The organism is Pseudomonas palmensis (assembly GCF_049942755.1).
GTDB classification, from domain to species: domain Bacteria; phylum Pseudomonadota; class Gammaproteobacteria; order Pseudomonadales; family Pseudomonadaceae; genus Aquipseudomonas; species Aquipseudomonas palmensis.
On sequence record NZ_CP187958.1, the window covers coordinates 277,029 to 295,077 of the forward strand.

Genomic DNA, 18,049 nt, shown 5'->3' on the forward strand with positions numbered 1-18,049 from the left:
ACGCTCCCCTGCTGAAATCAGCGAAATAAAAATCAATCTCGAAAGGAAAGACGTCAGCCCTCTGAAACCCGACAGTGGCAACAATCAATTATTTCTGCGCAGGCCCTACTTTTGCCGTGCGTCGTCTCGCTCGATCACGGTCAACCATGGGAACTGCCGCACGCGTAGCGGCAAGGTGCGCTGCAGCAATTGCAACTGGGCGTGAGTGTCATCGGTTGCAACGACACCGGTGACCGGCAAGCGGCGCAGGTCGTAGTCGCGCACCCAGATCAGGCCGCGGTGGTAGTGGCCGATCTGCTCCAGCACCTCACCCAGCGGCTGCTGGTTGAACACCAGGCGGTCGCGACGCCACGCGGTTGCCGATGCGATATCCACCGCTTGCGCATCCTCCAAGCCGTGCGGACCGAACTGCACCGCCTGGCCGGCGTCAACGTCAACAGCCTGCGCATCCCCCTCGAGCGTCACCCGCACCGAATGCTCGGTCACCACCATCCGCACCTGCTCGCCCTCGCGTCGCACATCGAAGCCGGTACCCAGCGCGCGCATGCGCCCGTTGCCAGCCAGTACCTCGAACGGACGCTGTGCATCGGCTGCGACCTGCACAAAGAGCTCCCCGGCGTACAAACGCAACACCCGGCGATCGCCTTCCAGATCTATATCCACACGCGTGTGCGGCGCCAGCTCCAGGCGCGAGCCATCGGCCAGGTTCAACGTGCGGTGCTCGCCCAGAGCGGTCACCTGGTCGGCTACCCAACCTTGGGTTTGAGCCTGCCAGTAGAGCCCCCCCGCAAGGCTCAAGGCTATTGTCAAACCCAACAACGGCACCCTGCGCGACGATGCAGGCGGCCGCTCCAATGCACTGCCCAGCCGCTCCCACAGGCGCTCCGCCGCGTGGGCGGCATGCTGGTGTTGCGGTGATGTTTCGCACCACTGCAGGTAGGCGTCCCAGGCAGGCGCCTCGGCGTCGCCCGAATGCAGGTCGACCAACCACTGCAAGGCCTGCTCGGTCAGCACTGTGGATGCCTTGCCTGAACAAAAACCGCTGCTCTCGCGCCTCATTCAGTCATCCATCATTTCGAGGCGTCGAGCACAGTGCAGCAAGGCGCTCATGATGTACTTGCTGACCATGCTCACCGAGACCCCGAGCCGCTCGGCGATGGCCGCATGGCCCAGCCCTTCGAGGCGATTGAGCAGCAGGGCCTGGCGGCAGTTGACGGGCAATTCGTCCAGGGCCTGCTGCAACAGCATCAGTTGCTGGCGCAACTCGAACAGCGCGGCGGGTCCCGGACATGGATCGAGCAGTTCATGCTCGACCTCGTCAAGCGAGCCGACCGGCCCACGCCGAGTGCGGCTGCGCCCCAGGTCGATGATCAGGTTGCGCAGCACGCGGATCAGGAAAAAGCGCGGATTGGCAATCGAATGCGTGCGCTGTTGACGGTCAAGGCCGACGTAACGCACGAAGGCGTCCTGAGTGAGGTCTGCCGCCATTTCCCGATCGCCCAGGCGGCGGTAGGCAATCTGCTGCAGTTCGCGGTGATAGAGGCGAAACAACCGATCCAGATTATCCAATGCACACTCCAGAGCGATCCATGTGCAGGAGCACAGGTGGCGGGAGCGCTAGGGTACGAATTTTGAGAATCGTTCGCAATATCAAAAAACATTGGCGTCATGCAGGAAGCGGACGACCTCCGTTTAAGCCGCCACCGCCCACAAAAAAGCCCGCATCAGAACGGGCTTTTCGAAAAGAGTGCGGATTACCAGAACGTACCACGCAACGTCAGCATGTGATTGCGCGGATCGCCGTACCAGTTGCCCAGTGCCGAGGAGCCGACAGTGGAGTAGTACTTCTTGTCAAACGCGTTGTTGAGGTTGTAAAGCACCGACCAGTGATCATCAAGCCGGTACTCCGCCATGGCATTCCACACCGCATAGCCGGCCTGGCGGTATTCGTAGCGCTCGTTGCCCACCACTGCGCCGGTGGCAGGGTCCAGTACCGATGCCGAACCGTTGACATAGTTCGCGCTCTGGAGATTGACCCCACCGCCTATCTTCAGGTCATTGAAGTCGCCCGGCAGACGGTAGGTCGACCACAGTTTGAACAGGTGTTTGGGCGTGACCCCGCTGAACACATCACCGTTGTTGCGGTTACGGTTGTTGTTGTAGGTATAGCCGGCAATGACGCTCCAGTCCGGCAACACCTCACCACTGACCTCAAGGTCGATGCCCTTGCTGACCACCTTGCCCTGGGTCAGGTAGCAGCAGTTGCCTCCGAACAGCACCGAGGTCAACGGGTAGGCAGGGTCTTCGACGGCCTGGTTTTCGCGCTTGGTGTAGTACAGCGCGATCGAGGTGTTCAACGCACCGCCGAACAACTCGCCCTTGATACCGGTTTCATAGGTTTCACCGGTCATGGCCTCGACCGGGCTTCCCGGCAGCGGTCCTTGAAGGTTGCTTTGCTGCGGCTTGAAGATTTCCGAGTAGCTGGCGTATGCCGACCACTCCTCATTCAGGTCATACACAACACCGCCATAGGGCACGACCTTCGTCGGTTCACGGACCGACACGTCCGAGGCCACTGACCACGCCCCGGTGCTGCCATCGAACTCGCGGTAGACCTGGTCGAACTTGTAGCGTTGCACCCGGGCGCCGACGATCAGGCGCAGCGGATCGGCAACGTGCATCCGCAACGTGGAGTAGAGCCCGTACTGCACTTGCGAGTTGGGGTCATAGTCGCTGACCCAGTCCTTGCGGATAGGTGGTTCGATCCAGGGGGTCGACTTCGGGTCGTAGACATCGATGGCGCCAAAGGCACCGGCCAATTGTGGCGTACCCTGCCAGCGGCTGGTGATGCGCTGATGGTCGGCGCCCATGAGGAATTCATGCTCACGGCCCAGCAGGTCGAATTTTCCGGCAACGTTCACGTCCCACAGTTGCTGGTCGCTCCGATAGCGAGAGTTCGAACCGAGCCACATCGGGCCGAGCCCGGTGACCGGGTTGAGCGCGCCCACGGAAAAGGAGCCTTTTTTCATACCCACATCTTGCGTCTGGGTATAGCTCAGGTTCACTTTCCAGCGGTCTGACAATTCATGGTCGATCTTGGCGAACAGTTCCTGCGAGCGGCCATCCTGATAAGCCCAGCTCTGGCTCAGGTTGGTATGGCGTGGCAGGCCCAGATCACCGCCGGTGCTGAAACGCGGAAGCCCGGTTCCCGAACCGTTTTCATGAATACGCTCGTAACGCCCGCCCACGGTCAGGCGAGTGCCGGGCAGCACGTCGGCCTCGAGCACACCGTAGATCGTGGGCAGCTCGGTGCTTCGTTCGTCGAGAAAATACTGCCGGTCCGTGTAGGCGGTGACCAATCGTCCGCGCAGTTTTCCGTCGAAGGCCATAGGGCCGGTGACATCCAGTTGCGTACGGTAGTTGTCCCAGGAACCGGCCGATGCCTCGACCTTCAATTGATAGGTGTCCAATGGGCGCTTGCGCACAAGGTTGATGATGCCGCCCGGATCGCCAGTGCCGCCGAAAAGACCCGAGGCCCCACGCAGGACTTCGACGTGATCGAACTCTACCAGGTTGTAGTTCTTGTTCGAGTAGAAGCTGCCTGCCGTGGTACCCAGGGCCATGGGCGCCGCTCCATCGATCTGGATGTTCTCGATGGCAAAACCTCGAGAAAAGTAGGTCGACAGCCGGTCGGTGGAATTCTGCACGGTAATGCCTGGTGCAATCTTCATGGCATCGGTCAGATCGACCATGCCCTTGTCCTGAATCACCTGATGGGTAATGACCGAAACCGACTGCGGGGTCTGGCGCAGGCTGGTCGGGGTCTTGGAGCCGACACTGGTCAGGCTGGGCGTATAGGAACCGGTATTCTCGGTCATCTGCCCCATGCCCTGACCCTGGATGGTGGTGGTATCCAGTTCCAGCGCAGAGTTTGAAGCGGCTTCATTGGTCAGCAACACCGTGTTGTCTTCGATGCGATACCTCAGCCCGGCATTGCGCAGCAGCTGCTCCAGCGCCTGCTGCGGCTCCATGGTGCCCACCACGGCCGGGGCCTTCTTGCCAGTGACCAGGTCAGGCCCGTAGAGAATCTGCAAACCGGTCTGGTTGCCCAGATCGATCAGGGCCTTCTCCAGGGATTGGGCGGGGATATTGACCGCCACACTCTGTGCATACACACCGCCGCTGGCACCCAGTGCCAACCCCAACACGATGATGGAAGCCGAAGTACGCCAGGTGGCCAGTGAATTTTTCAGCACACGTGGTGCACGCCTTTTTTGCTCAACCTTCATAGTGTTGGATCACCCCAGATATCATTCGTCGGAAGATCGTCGCCTCTTCAGGGCCACTGATCAGTCAATGGGCATTCCTTGCTGCCACTTCCGCGCCAATGCCTAAGGGGCACGCAGGCCGGACTTCCATCGGATTCTTCGTGGAACCCAATGGAAGACGAATTAAAAATGAAAAATTTAGGAATCGTTCACATTTTCAGTACAGACATACTGAAAAAAGATAGCGCACCGTCTTGCACGGCAGCTGAAACGTCACAGCGAACGGAGCCCATCGACGTCGATGGGCTCCGGCAACACGGACGCGCCTCAGGCGCTGGCGTTCTGCGCCTTGGCCAGCAACTGTGCACGCTGCTCGGGGGTCATGCTGTCCAGACGTAACCGTGCCGCCGCCAGTTTTTCCAGTTGCCCGGGGGCGGCCTCCTGCGAGCGCAACGCCTGCGCCAACGCTGCCACGCTGGGGTTGTCGAACACCACGCCGGGGTGAACATCGCACTGCAGCAACTTGCGAATGCCCGCCACCAGCTTGATCACCAGCAACGAGTGCCCACCGGCAGCGAAGAAGTCCTGCTCCACGCTCAGGCGCTCCAGCCCCAGCAGTTGCGCCATGCGGCTGGCCAGCAGTTCCTCGACGGCATCGCGCGGCGCCACACAGGCCACCTCGGCAGTGGCCAACGGACGCTGCTGCAATGCCTGTCGATCGACCTTGCCATTGGCCAGGCGCGGCATCTGCGCCAGCACCTGTACATGGCGTGGCAGCATCGGCGCCGGCAGCCTCAGGGCCAGTTGCGCCGTCACTGCGGCAGCCGCCTCCTGACCTGCGCCCTCACGCAGCACCAAGAAGGCCACCGGCTCGGCGTCGACCAGCACCGCAACCGCCTCGCTGACCTGCGCCAGGCTGGCCAGCTGCACTTCGATTTCCGCCAGTTCGATACGAAACCCTCGCACCTTGACCTGCTGGTCGCGCCGGCCATACAGCTGTACACCGCCCTCGGGACGGTAGCGTGCCAGGTCGCCGCTGCGGTACAGCCGCTCACCCGGCTGCAGCGGATGCTCGATGAACACCTGTGCCGTTTGCTCGGGCGCATTCAGGTAGCCACGCGCCAGTTGTCGTCCACCGATGTACAGCTCGCCCAGTTCACCAATGGCCACCGCCTGAAGGTGCTCATCCAGCACCAGCACCTGATTGTTGGGCAGCACCTCGGTCAAGGGCACACTCCCTGCGTCCATATCCGCCGCTGTGACCCGATGCACCAACACACCCACGGTGGTTTCGGTAGGCCCGTAGTGGTTGAACACGCGACAGTCCGGACGAATCTCGGCAATGCGCTGCAGCAGCGAGACGCCGATCGCTTCACCGCCCAGCACCAGGGTCGCCGGCAGGTGCGGCGCCTGGGCTTCGAGCAACGCGGCCAGGTGCGAGGGCACGATCTTCAGGCAGTCGATGGCCTGCTCACGCATGAAATGCGCGAACGCCTCGGGCGACTGGATGCTGTCGTCGTCGGCTACATGCAGCGCTGCACCCAGGTACAGCGCGCCCAGCAGCGCGGTGTTGCCAAGGTCGGCAGCCACCGTGGAACTCAGTGCGAAGTGACGGCATGCATCGAGTTGCAGTTGCTGACACACCCCGGCGGCGTAGTTGAGCAACTGCTGATGCTCCACCACCACGCCTTTGGGCGTGCCGCTGGAGCCGGAGGTGAACAGCACATAGGCGACATCGGTCGCACTGAGCGCAGGGCTGGCCACATCGCCGTCGACGTGGCCCAGCAGCGCGATGTCCTGCACGACCATACCCTGCCCGGCCAGTTGGGCCAGATGCGCCTGCTCGGTCAGCACCAGGCCTGGCTGTGCCTGTTCCAGCATCTGCAACTGCCGTGCAACCGGCCATTGCGGGTCCAGCGGCAAGTACGCGGCGCCCACCCGCCAACAGGCCAGCATGGCCACCACCCATTGCGTCGAACGTGGCAAGGCCAGCCCCACCCGCCCACCCTGGCCCACGCCAAGTGTCACCAGGTCGAACGCCAGGCGTGCCACGCGCTGTTCAAGTTCGGCGTAGCTCAGGGTCACGCCGGCACTGACCAGCGCCGGAGCGTCCGGGGTGATGGCGGCCCACTGGGCGATGCGTTCGGGTAACAGCACCCGGTCTTCCAGTGCACGCACTGCGGGGTTGAGGGCAAGCAGCGCGGCGTTGTCCGCAGCCCCCGAGAGGTTGAGCCGGCCCAGGGCCTGTCGACTGTGCGCGGCGATGCTGTGCAGCAGCGCCTGGTACTGTCCGAGCAGCACTTCAAGACCGACCTGGCTGTAGCGCCCCGCTTCGGCGTCAAGACGCAAGGCCGTGTCGCTGACGCTCAGCAGCAACTCGAACCGGGGCTGTGCTTCGGCAAGGCGGGTCGCCTGCCACTGCGCAGTGCCGACAACCTGCTCCAGCAAGGCAGCGCGCGCGGCAAAGCCGTAGAGCGGGTTTTCATACGCCACCGGCAGGTTGCCTGCGGCATATTCCTGCCAGGTTGCATGCTGCTCGAGCTGCGCCGCCAGGTCGGTAACCCACGCTTCGAAGGGTTGCTCCTGATCCACATGCACTACCAGCGGCAGGGTTTTCTCGAACACCCCGATGCTGTTCTCGAAGAACGCGTAATCCTTGCGCCCGTCGTGGCGCCAGCCACCGACAAACCGATGGCGCCCGCTGATGCGTGCCAGCAGCGTCCACCAGGCTGCCTGCAGCACGGTGTCCAGCGTTACCCCCAGGCGTTGCGCCAGGCCAGCCAGCTGCGCCTGCAACGGCGCCTCCAGCGTAGCCTCAAGCTTGAGCGCGGCTGCGGGCTGGGCCGTGGCACGGCGGTATGGCAAACAGGGCGCAACGCACGCTTCGCTGGCCGGCAGGTGCGCCTGCCAGTACGCCTTGGCGGTGTCGGCATCTTCGTCGAACAGCACTTCGCTGCGCCACTCCAGGTACTGCGCAAACTGCCCCGGTTCCTCGTCGTCGACCGCAGCAGCGTGCAGGTAGGCCTGTACCAACGCGTCGAACATTACCTTGAGGCTGCCGGCATCACCGACAAAGCGGGCCAGCGCCAGCACCAGCACCCACCGCCCCTGCGTCACACGCGACAGCAAGGCCTGCACGTGCGGGCCTGCCGCAGGCCAGGGCTCGGCGAGCCACGCCTCGGGCGCCGCATCCGGCTGCACCTGCAGGTCGAACACCTGCACCGATGCCTCGGGCATGAACTGGCGCTGGCCGTGATAGCCGGCCACGCTGCCCAGGCGCATGGCCAGGGCGGCGTGTCGCGCCAGCAGGCTGTCCAGTGCCTGCTGCAGGCGCGGCACATCCGGCTCGCCGTGGATATCGACGCGCAGGCAATGCGCGATGGCCTCGCGCCGTGCACCGGCATTCAATGCCGCGACCCAGGTTTCCTGCTCGGGAAGCAGGGCCAGGCCTGTGTCCTGTGTTTCCAGCTGTGCCGTGCTCATGCGCCCGCCTCGTCCTTTGCCATCGTCCGCTGTTGTGTGTCAGGCAGCGCCTCCAGGGCACTGCGTTCGATCATCTCGCCCATCGCCACGACAATCTTGCGCGGCCCCTCGAAGGGGTCGCGAGCATGGGCGGCAAGCATGTTGTCGAGCAGAATCACATCACCCTTGCGCCACTCGAAACGCACCGCGCATTCCTCGTACAGGTCGCCGATCTGCTGCATGACCTCGTCCTCGATCGGCGAACCGTCGCCGTAGTAAACGTGACGGGGCATGCGCTGCTCGCCGAACAGTGCCAGCAGGTCTTCGCGCACATCCGGGTCCAGGCAGTAGATGTGGTGCAACTGCACCTGGTTGAAGAAGCTCTTCTCGCCCGTGACCGGGTGGCTGATGATCGCCGGGCACGGCGTGCGGATCTGCAGTTCGTCGTTGTCCAGCCAGGTCCACTGGATGCCCGCCGCACTGCAGCGCGCCTCGACCTCGGCACGCACCTCGGTCTTGAAGAAGTGCTGCCACGACACATCGAGCTTGTCGGCAAAGGTGCGCACGTATAGCAGGCCCTTGCCCTCGAAGCGCTCACGCAGCTCGGTCGGCAGCTTCTGGTACATCAGACGGCAGTCCACCACCGGGGTGGCGCCCCCCACGGGTGAAGGCTGCTCACAGAAGAACAGCTGCTTGCGCGGCCAGCGATCCTGATGCGCGCTTTCGTTGTGGAAAAGAATCATCTTCTTCTCCGGATACGGCGTCGAACGGTAGGTGTTCTTGCCGCCTTCCTTCTTCGGCAGGTCACCGTACTGGCCATACAGGCCAGGCTGCACCGCTTCGGCAAAGGCTTCGAAGGCGTGGATATCGCGCAGGGCGAAACCACGGAACAGGATGCCGGCATGCTGGGCAAGCTTGTGCTCCACCAGTGGGCGGTTGTGCTCGATCCACTGGATCAGGTCCAGCCCCGGGTCGGTCGGTTCCCACAGCAGCGGGAACGCCTGGCCCGGCACCATCAGGCTCTCGCGCATGGCGGCTACCGCAGGGCGCGCTGCCGGCCCCTGGGCCTTCTTCAGAAACTTGCCCAGTTTGTCGGCCTTGCTCGGTGCAGCGGGTGTTGCAGGCGCAGCCACAGGGGCCGCGGTATGGGTAGGCATGTTGATTTCCCCTAGACGTTTATCTGGATCACGCACCATCTGTTCGAGAATGGTCATCCAGCCTTTCACGCAGAGCTCGATACGTTCTTGTTGGAATAAGTCGCTGGCGTACTGCCAGGTGCCATGCAACTGGTCGGCCTCCTGGTCGATGAACAGGGCCATGTCGAACTTGGAGTAGCCACCGCCCATCGGCAGTGCCTCGACCCGCACCGCGTCCATCGCCGCCTGGCGCACCGGCAGGTTGTTCATCACGAACAGCACCTGCACCAGCGGGTTGGCGCCCTTGTGCCGAGGCGTCGCGGCAGCCTCGACGATCTGGTCGAATGGCAACTCCTGGTGTTCGAACGCACTCAGTGCGGTGTCCTGGACCTGGGCCAGGTACTCGCGCACCGACAGCTGCTCCTGCCAGCGTGAACGCAGCGGCAGCACGTTGATGAAAAAGCCGATCAGGCCTTCCAGTTCAGGCTGCGAGCGCCCCGCCACGTCCGCCCCGACCAGCACGTCGTGGCTGCCACTGAGCCGGTGCAACATCACCTGGAATGCCGCCAGCAAGGTGCTGTAAAGGGTGACCCCGGCGGTACGTGACAGGCCCTTGAGCTGCTCGTGCAGGGCCGTCGGCAGGCTGAAGTGCAGGTCGCGACCGGCATGGCTGGCCTGGGGCTTGCGCGGGTGGTCGGCCGGCAACACCAGCAGCCCGTCGTGACCGGCCAGGGTGCGCTGCCAGAAGGCAGCCTGTTCGCGCATCACTCCCGCCTGCTCCAGGGCCTGCTGCCACTGGGCATAATCGGAATACTGCAAGGGCAAGGGCGGCAACGGCGTCTGGATCCCGGCCTTGAGGCGGGCGTAAGCCTCGACCACTTCGTTGCTCAGCAGCGCCAGCGACCAGCCATCGGAGATGATGTGGTGCATGCAGAACAGCAGCACGTGGCGCTCCTGACCCAGGCGTATCACCTGGCCACGCAACAGCGGTGCCTGCACCAGGCTGATGGGCTGGCGGGCATTGTGCTCGATCGCCTCGGCCACCCTCGCCTCCTGCTCCCCTGCTGGCAGCATCGACAGATCCAGCAGCGGCAGAGGCAGCGGCACGTCTGTGCTGACCACCGCCAGTGGATCACCGTCGTCATCGGCCACATACGCGGTACGCAGTACTTCATGGCGCCTGATCAACTGCGCCAGGCTGGCTTCGAGCAGCGGCACCGACAGTTCGCCTTCCAGGCGCAGCGCCAGGGGCATGCCATAAGCGCCGCTGGGCGCGGCGAACTGCTCGACCACCCACAGCCGACGCTGGGCCAGCGACAGCGGCGCCGTGGCACGCTCGCCGTAAGCCTGCAGGCTCGGCAGCGCCGCGCGCGACCGGCCATCGCGCTGAGCCAGCAAGGCGGCGAAGGCACCGAGGGTCGGCGTGCCGAACAGGTCACGCAAACCCACCTCGACACTCAGCACCTGACGCAGCCGCGCCACCACCTGGGTAGCCAGCAACGAGTGGCCACCCAGCTCGAAGAAGTTGTCGTCGCGACCAATCCGCGACAGCTCCAGCACCTGCTGCCAGACCTGGGCAATCCTCTGCTCCAGATCACCTTGCGGCGCCACGTACTCGACCTGCAGCAAGCTCGCATCCGGCGCCGGCAAGGCGCGGCGGTCGAGCTTGCCGTTGGCCGTCAGTGGCCATTGCTCCAGGAACAGCAGGTGCGTGGGCACCATGTAGTCCGGCAGTTCGGCCTTGAGCCCGGCCTTGAGTTGATCACGCAATTGGGTGTGCTCGGCACTGGCGTCCTGCGGCACGACGTAGCCCACCAACTGCTGGCCGCTCGGCCCGTCCACCGCCAGCACCAGCGCCTCGCGCACCACAGCCTGTTGCGCCAGACGTGCCTCGATTTCACCCAGCTCGATGCGGAAACCGCGAATCTTGACCTGATGGTCGATGCGGCCGACGTATTCGACGATGCCATCCTGGCGATAACGCGCCAGGTCGCCCGTGCGGTACAGGCGCTCGCCGCGGGACGAGAACGGGTCGGGCACGAAGCGCGTGGCGGTGAGATCGGCACGCTTGAGATAACCACGCGCCAGGCCGGCCTGGCCCACATACAGCTCCCCGATGGCGCCTTTTGGCACCGGGTTCAGGTCGGCATCGAGCAGGTACCACGACAGGTCCGGGATCGGCTCGCCGATGGGGCTTGCCGCATCGCCGGCCAGATCGGCCAGCGACACAGGACGGTAAGTGACGTGCACCGTGGTCTCGGTGATGCCGTACATGTTGATCAGTTGCGGCTGCTGATCGCCAAAGCGCTCGAACCAAGGGCGCAGGCTGTGCACGTCGAGAGCTTCGCCACCGAACACCACGTAACGCAGGGCGGGTTTGGCTGCTGCATTGACGGGGGCACAGGCCACCTGCATCAGCTGTTTGAACGCCGATGGCGTCTGGTTGAGCACGGTGACCCCCTGCTCGCACAGCAACTGGAAGAACTCTTCCGGTGCCCGGCTGGTGGCCTGCGGCACGATGACCAGCCTGCCGCCATACAGCAGCGCACCAAAGATCTCCCACACCGAGAAGTCGAAGGCATAGGAGTGGAACAGGCTCCACACGTCACTCGGCCCGAAGTTGAACCAGTGTTCGGTGGCGGCAAACAGGCGTAGCACGTTGTGGTGCGCGAGCAATGCGCCCTTGGGCTTGCCGGTGGAGCCGGAGGTGTAGATCACGTAGGCCAGGTTGGCAGGGTCAAGAGAGAGTGCCGGGTTGTGCGTGGCGAAGGCGCCGAAGTCATCGTCCAGAAGCAACGTGCGCACGCCTTGCGGAACTGGCAGTTGCAGGTGCGACTGGGCCAGCACCACGCTCAGGCCGCTGTCTTCCATCATGTAGGCCAGGCGGTCCTCGGGGTACGCCGGGTCCAGTGGCACATAGGCGCCGCCAGCCTTGAGGATCGCCAGCAGACCGACCACCATCTCCAGGCTGCGCTCGCAGGCCAGGCCCACCAGCACCTCAGGCCCGATGCCCTGGGCAATCAACGCATGGGCCATCTGGTTGGCGCGTTCGTTGAGTTCGCGGTAGCTGAGCTGGGTGTCACCCAGGGTCAGCGCGATGGAGCCCGGCGCACGCGCAGCCTGGGCTTCGATCAGTTCATGGAGGCAGCGCTGGCTGGCGAACTGCGCAGGCGCCGGGTTCCATTCGGCCAGCACCTCGCGCTGCTCGGCCTGCTCCATCAGCGCCAATGTGCCCAGGGGCCGATCAGCCGCCGAGGGCATGGCCAGCAGCAGGTGGCCCAGCTGCGCGGCGATCTGCTCGATCGTGGCCGGTGCGAAGTGCGCCAGGTCGTAGCTCATGTGCAACGACAGTTCGTCGCCAAGCCCCACGGCCAGGGTCAACGGGTAGTTGGTCTGTTCGTGCTGCTCCATCGCGCCGAAGCGCAGGCCCTCTGGCGCCGCCTGCTCCAGCACCTCGGCCACCGGGTAGTTCTCGAACACCAGGATATTGTCGAACAGCGCCTCACCGCCCTTGCCTGCCCAGCGCTGCACTTCGAACAGCGGTGTGTGCTCATGCTCGCGCAGGCTCAGGTTCTGTGCCTGGACCTGCTGCAGCCACTGGCCGACCGTCAGCTCCGGGCGCGGGCTGGCGACCACCGGCAAGGTGTTGATGAACAGCCCGATATGCTGCTCGACCCCCTTGAGCTCGGCTGGGCGCCCCGCCACCGTGGCGCCGAAGGCCACGCATGCTTGCCCGGTATAGCGTTGCAACAGCAACAGCCAGGCCGCCTGCAGCAGGGTATTGACGGTGACTTTCTGTTCACGGGCAAAGCGTTGCAGGCGCCCGGTGTCGACGGCCTGCAGGGTCAGGTAGTGATTGGCATAGCCATCGCCGGCAGGCGTCGATACCCGGGCCAGGCGTGTCGGCTCCTGCAAGTCGCGCAACTGCTCGCCCCAGAAGGCTTCGCTGCGCTGACGGTCCTGGCGCTGCAACCAGGCGATGTAGTCGCTGTAGTTGCCAACGGCGACCTGCGGTGCCTGCCCGCAATAGCGTTGCAGCACCTCGCCCAGCAACTGCGAATTGCTCCAGCCATCCATCAGGATGTGGTGGTGGGTATAGATCAGGTGGTAGCGCTGCGCCCCGCTCTGCACCAGGTGCAGGCGCAACAGCGGCGCGTGGCCCAGCTCGAAGCCGCGGCGACGCTCGTTGCCAGCCAGCGCGGCCACCGCCTGTGCCAGGTCGTCGCGCTCACGCCAGTCGTGCACCTCGAAACTCAGCGTGGCCTGGCGCAGCACCGCCTGCAACGGCTGCAGCAGCGGCGGCTGCCAGAGAAATGCGGTACGCAGGATGTCGTGCGCGTCCACCGCATCCTGCCAGGCGCGGGCAAAGCGCACGGGGTCGAGCCCGTCGATCTCCAGGCTCATCTGCGTGATGTAGTCGGCACTGTCCTGCTGGTACAGGCTGTGGAACAGCATGCCTTGCTGCATCGGCGACAACGGGTAGAGGTCCTTGAGGGTAGGCGCGGCAATCGGCAAGGCATCCAGCTGGGCCTGCTCGAGTCCCGCCAGCGGGAAGTCCGACGGCGTCACGCCACCGGCCTCGGGGCTGCAGCAATGCGCGATCAGCAGGCCCAGTTCGTGGCCATAAGCATCGGCCAGGCGCTGCACGCTGGCGGTATCGAACATGGCGCGGCTGAAGGTCCAGTTCAGTTCCAGCTCGCCCTTGTAGACCTGGCCATTGATGCTCAGCCAGTTGTCCAGCGGCGCCTCGGCGCTTTGCGGGTTGCCGGCCGCATCGCCGCAGGGCGTGAACAACGCGGTGGCGTCGGCGAAGCTGGCATCGAACTGGCCCAGGTAGTTGAAGGTGATGCGCGGCGTCGGCAGCTCGCCCAGCGCACGGCGCGCCGCCTCGTCGCCCAGGTAGCGCAGGGCGCCGAAGCCGATGCCCTTGTCGGGGATGGCGCGCAGCTGCTGCTTGATTGCCTTGATCGAGTCACTCAGGCCTGCGGCCGGGGTCAGCTTGAGCGGGAACACGCTGGTGAACCAGCCGACGGTGCGGGTCAGGTCCTGGTCCTCGAACAGCTCCTCGCGGCCATGCCCTTCCAGTTGCAGCGCCACTGCCGGGGCCTGCGTCCAGCGGGTCAGCACCCGGGCCAGCGCGGTCAGCAGCAGGTCGTTGACCTGGGTGCGGTAGGCGGCGGGCGCTTGCTGCAGCAACTGACGGGTCTGCGCCAGGTCCAGGCGCGTACTGACACTGGCAGCCTGGCGGTTGCTCAGGTCGCCTTGCGGGTGCTCGCACGGTAACGCCAGCGCCACCCCCTGCAACTGGTGCTGCCAGTAATCCAGCTGGGCCTGCACCGCTTCACTGCGCGCATGCTGCTGGAGCCACTGCGCCCAGCGTCTGATCGATGTGGTCCTGGGCGGCAGCTGCACGGCCTGCCCGTCACGCAAGGCGGCGTAGGCCTGTTGCAGGTCCTCGAACAGCATGCGCCACGATACGCCGTCCACCGCCAGGTGATGGATCACCAGCAGCAGGCGCTGCTCGCCCTGCGCCAGGTCGACCAGCAGGCCGCGCAACAGCGGGCCATGCTGCAGGTCCAGGCTGGCCTGCGCGGCCTCGCCCAAACTGTCGAGCTCGTGCAGCGACGCCGCCTCGCGATGCCACAGCAGCGCCATGCCCGGCTCGGCGACGGCGTGGGCGTGCCAGCCGTCGGCCCGCTGCTCGAAGCGCAGGCGCAGCGCATCGTGATGCGCGACCACCGCCTGCAAGGCACGCTCGAGCAGCGACGCGTCGAGTGCCTGCGACGGCTTGAGCAGCACCGATTGGTTCCAGTGGTGACGATGCACCTGCACACTGTCGAAGAACAGCTGCTGCATCGGCAGCAGCGGTGTCGGGCCGACCAGTGCTACCTGTTCCGGCGCGGTGCCGGCGGTGCCGACCTGCGCCACCGTGGCCAGGCTTTGCACGGTCTGGTGCTGGAACAGATCCTTGGGGCTGATACGGATGCCCGCCTGACGTGCACGGCTGACCACCTGGATCGAGATGATCGAATCCCCACCAAGCTCGAAGAAGTTATCGGTCAGGCCTACCTGCTCGAGCTTGAGCACGTCCTGCCAGATGCTCGCCAGGCGCTGTTCCAGATCGCTCTGCGGGGCCACGTAGACGCTCTGCAGCAAGCTGGCATCGGGTTGCGGCAGGGCCTTGCGATCGAGTTTGCCGTTGCTGGTCAACGGCAACTGCTCGAGGAACAGCAGGTGCGCCGGCACCATGTGCTCGGGCAGGTCCTCGCGCAGCTGCGCCTTCAGCGCCTCGCGCAGTTCGCCCGGGTCGATGCCCGGCGTGCGCGGCACCACGTAGCCGACCAGTTGCGCGCCACTGGCCCCCGCCTGGGCCAGCACCACGGCCTGGCGCACCTGCGACAGTGCCTGCAGCCTGGCCTCGATCTCGCCCAGCTCGATACGGAAGCCACGGATCTTGACCTGATGGTCGATGCGCCCGATGTACTCGATCACCCCGTCGGCGCGATAGCGGGCCAGGTCGCCGGTGCGATACAGGCGCTCGCCCGCAGCGCCGAACGGGTCGGGGACAAAGCGCGTGGCCGTCAGGTCGCCGCGATTGAGGTAACCACGCGCCAGACCCGCCTGGCCGATGTACAACTCACCGATGCAGCCCCTGGCCACCGGGTTGAGCGCGCGGTCGAGCAGGTACCAGGACAGGTCCGGGATCGCCTCGCCGATCGGGCTGCCGGCCTCCCCCGCCAGGTCTGCCAGGCGCAGCGGACGGTAGCTCACATGTACCGTGGTTTCGGTGATGCCGTACATGTTGGTCAATTGCGGCTGCCGATCGCCAAAGCGCTCGAACCACGGGCGCAGGCTCTTCACCTCCAGCGCCTCGCCACCGAACAATACGTGGCGCAAGGCGTTGCGTGCGCCGGCATGCTCGGGCGCACAGGCCACCTGCATCAACTGACTGAAGGCCGAAGGGGTCTGGTTGAGTACCGTGACACCCTCCTTGAGCAGCAAGGCATTAAAGTCCTCCGGCGAGCGGCTGACATCATGTGGCACCACCACCAGGCGCCCGCCATACAGCAACGCGCCGAAGATCTCCCACACCGAGAAGTCGAAGGCGTAGGAATGGAACAGGCTCCACACATCGTCCGGGCCGAACGCGAACCAGTGCTCGGTGGCGGCGAACAGGCGCAGCACGTTGTGATGGGCAAGCAAGGTGCCCTTGGGCTTGCCGGTGGAGCCCGAGGTATAGATCACGTAGGCCAGGTTGGCCGGGGTCAGCACCACCTGTGGATTGTGCGGGCTGTAGCCGCTTGTATCGTCGCTCAGCAACAGGCACTGCACACCGCCGTCAAGCGGCAACTGCGCCAGCAGCGATGGCTGGGTCAGCAGCAGACCGATGCCGCTGTCCTCGATCATGTAGGCCAGGCGCTCGCTCGGGTAGGCCGGGTCCAGCGGCACATAGGCACCGCCGGCCTTGAGGATGGCCAGCAGCCCCACCAGCATCTCCAGGCTGCGCTCGACCGCCAGGCCGACCCGCACATCGGCGCCCACGCCCTGTTCGATCAGGCGGTGGGCCAGACGGTTGGCACGCTCGTTGAGTTCGCCATAGCTGAGCCGGGCCTCGCCGCAGCACAGCGCAATCGCCTGCGGCGTCCGCTCGACCTGGGCCTCGATCATCTGGTGCAGGCACTGTGTGACCGGGAACGCACGGGGCTGGCCATTCCACTGGCGCAGGGTTGCCTGCTGCTCGGCCGGGCCCAGCAGGGGCAACTCGTCGATGCGCCCGGCCGGGTTGGCGAGGATCGCCTGCAACAGGTTCAGCCAGTGCCGGCCCATGCGCGCGGCGGTGCTTGCCTCGAACAGGTCGGTGGCGTAGGTCAGCGCTGCCGCCAGGCCTTCAGGGTTGTCGTAGGTGTTGAGGGTCAGGTCGAACTGCGCGGTGGGGTTGTCCCAGTGCAGCGGCGCCAGGGTCAGGCCCGGCAGTTGCGCCGCCGGGTTGCCCTGGGCCTCGCCCTGGTGGTTGTGCATCACCTGGAACAGCGCGTTATGGCTCAGGTTGCGCTGCGGCTGCAACGCGTCCACCAGCTGCTCGAAGGGCAGGTCCTGGTGGTCCTGCGCAGCCAGCACGCACTGGCGTACCTGCTGCAACAGCGCACGAAACGTCAGGGGCGCATCGAACTGCGCCTTGAGGATCTGCGTATTGACGAAGAACCCGATCAGGCCTTCGGTCTCGACCCGGTTGCGGTTGGCCACCGGCACGCCCACGCGAATGTCGGGCTGGCCGCTGTAGCGGTGCAGCAGGGTCTGGAACGAAGCCAGCAGCAGCATGAACAGGGTCACGCCCTCGGCCTGGGCCAGGCGCTTGAGCCCTGCACCCAGTTCGACGGGCACCTCGATACCCAGTTGCGCGCCCCTGAAGCTCTGCTCGGCCGGGCGTGTGCGGTCCAGGGGAAGCTCCAGCACCGGCTGCTCCCCCCCCAGTTGCGCGGTCCAGTAGGCCAGTTGGCGGTCACGTTCGCCGGCCTCCATCCATTGGCGCTGCCACAGGGCGTAGTCGGCATACTGGATCTTCAGGGCGGGCAGCTCCAGGGTCCGGCCCTGGCTATGGGCGGCATACAGGCGCATCAGTTCGTCGACCATGATCTGCATCGACCAGCCGTCGGAAACGATATGGTGCTGCACGATCACCAGCACATGCTGCGTCGCACTCACCTGCAGCAGCGTGGCACGCACCAGCGGGCCCTGCTGCAGGTCGAACAGGCTGCGCGTCTGCGCCTCGACGAAGGCCTTGATCGCCGCCGCGTCGGCATTGGCCAGGGTCGCCCGGCCAAGGCTGAACGGCACGTGCTCGGCAATCTGCTGCAGGGTCTGCTCGGCGTGCTGGACAAAGGTGGTGCGCAGCGCTTCATGACGCTCCAGCAGCGCTGCAAAGCTGCGCTCCAGGGCCTCGACGTTCAAATCGCCGTCCAGCGACAGCGCGCTGGACAGGTGATAGGCCGCGCTACCGGGGTCCAGCTGCCAGAGGAACCACTGGCGTTCCTGGGCGTACGACAGCAACAGCGGCTCTTCGGGTTTTCGCTTGAATACCGGGGCAATGCCAAAAAGGTTGATGCCCTTCTGTTTGAGCATTATCGCCAAGGCCTTGCGCTCCCTTGGTGACAGCTCGCCCACCGCCCCGATCAATTCTTGCAC

Annotated in this window: 5 protein-coding genes; all 5 read right to left on the reverse strand. The window is 65.1% G+C overall.

Annotated elements, in window-relative coordinates; translation table 11 throughout:
* Window positions 1-105: 105 nt before the first annotated feature.
* Window positions 106-1,059, reverse strand: coding sequence for a FecR family protein (locus ACPRTJ_RS01330; RefSeq protein ID WP_426427850.1), 954 nt, complete (start codon window positions 1,057-1,059; stop codon window positions 106-108).
* Window positions 1,060-1,569, reverse strand: a complete 510-nt coding sequence (locus tag ACPRTJ_RS01335) for an RNA polymerase sigma factor (RefSeq protein ID WP_213607246.1) — start codon at window positions 1,567-1,569, stop codon at window positions 1,060-1,062. It abuts the gene before it with no gap.
* Window positions 1,570-1,754: 185 nt separating this feature from the next.
* On the reverse strand, window positions 1,755-4,289 hold the full coding sequence (locus ACPRTJ_RS01340) for a TonB-dependent siderophore receptor (RefSeq protein WP_426427852.1): 2,535 nt from the start codon (window positions 4,287-4,289) through the stop codon (window positions 1,755-1,757).
* Between the two features lie 306 nt (window positions 4,290-4,595).
* Window positions 4,596-7,751 carry a non-ribosomal peptide synthetase gene (locus tag ACPRTJ_RS01345; RefSeq protein WP_426427854.1) on the reverse strand — a complete coding sequence of 1,052 codons (3,156 nt, stop codon included), beginning with the start codon at window positions 7,749-7,751 and terminating at the stop codon, window positions 4,596-4,598.
* Complete coding sequence (locus tag ACPRTJ_RS01350; protein WP_426427856.1) at window positions 7,748-18,049, reverse strand: amino acid adenylation domain-containing protein; 10,302 nt, start codon at window positions 18,047-18,049, stop codon at window positions 7,748-7,750. Before ACPRTJ_RS01350 ends, ACPRTJ_RS01345 begins: the two co-directional genes overlap by 4 nt.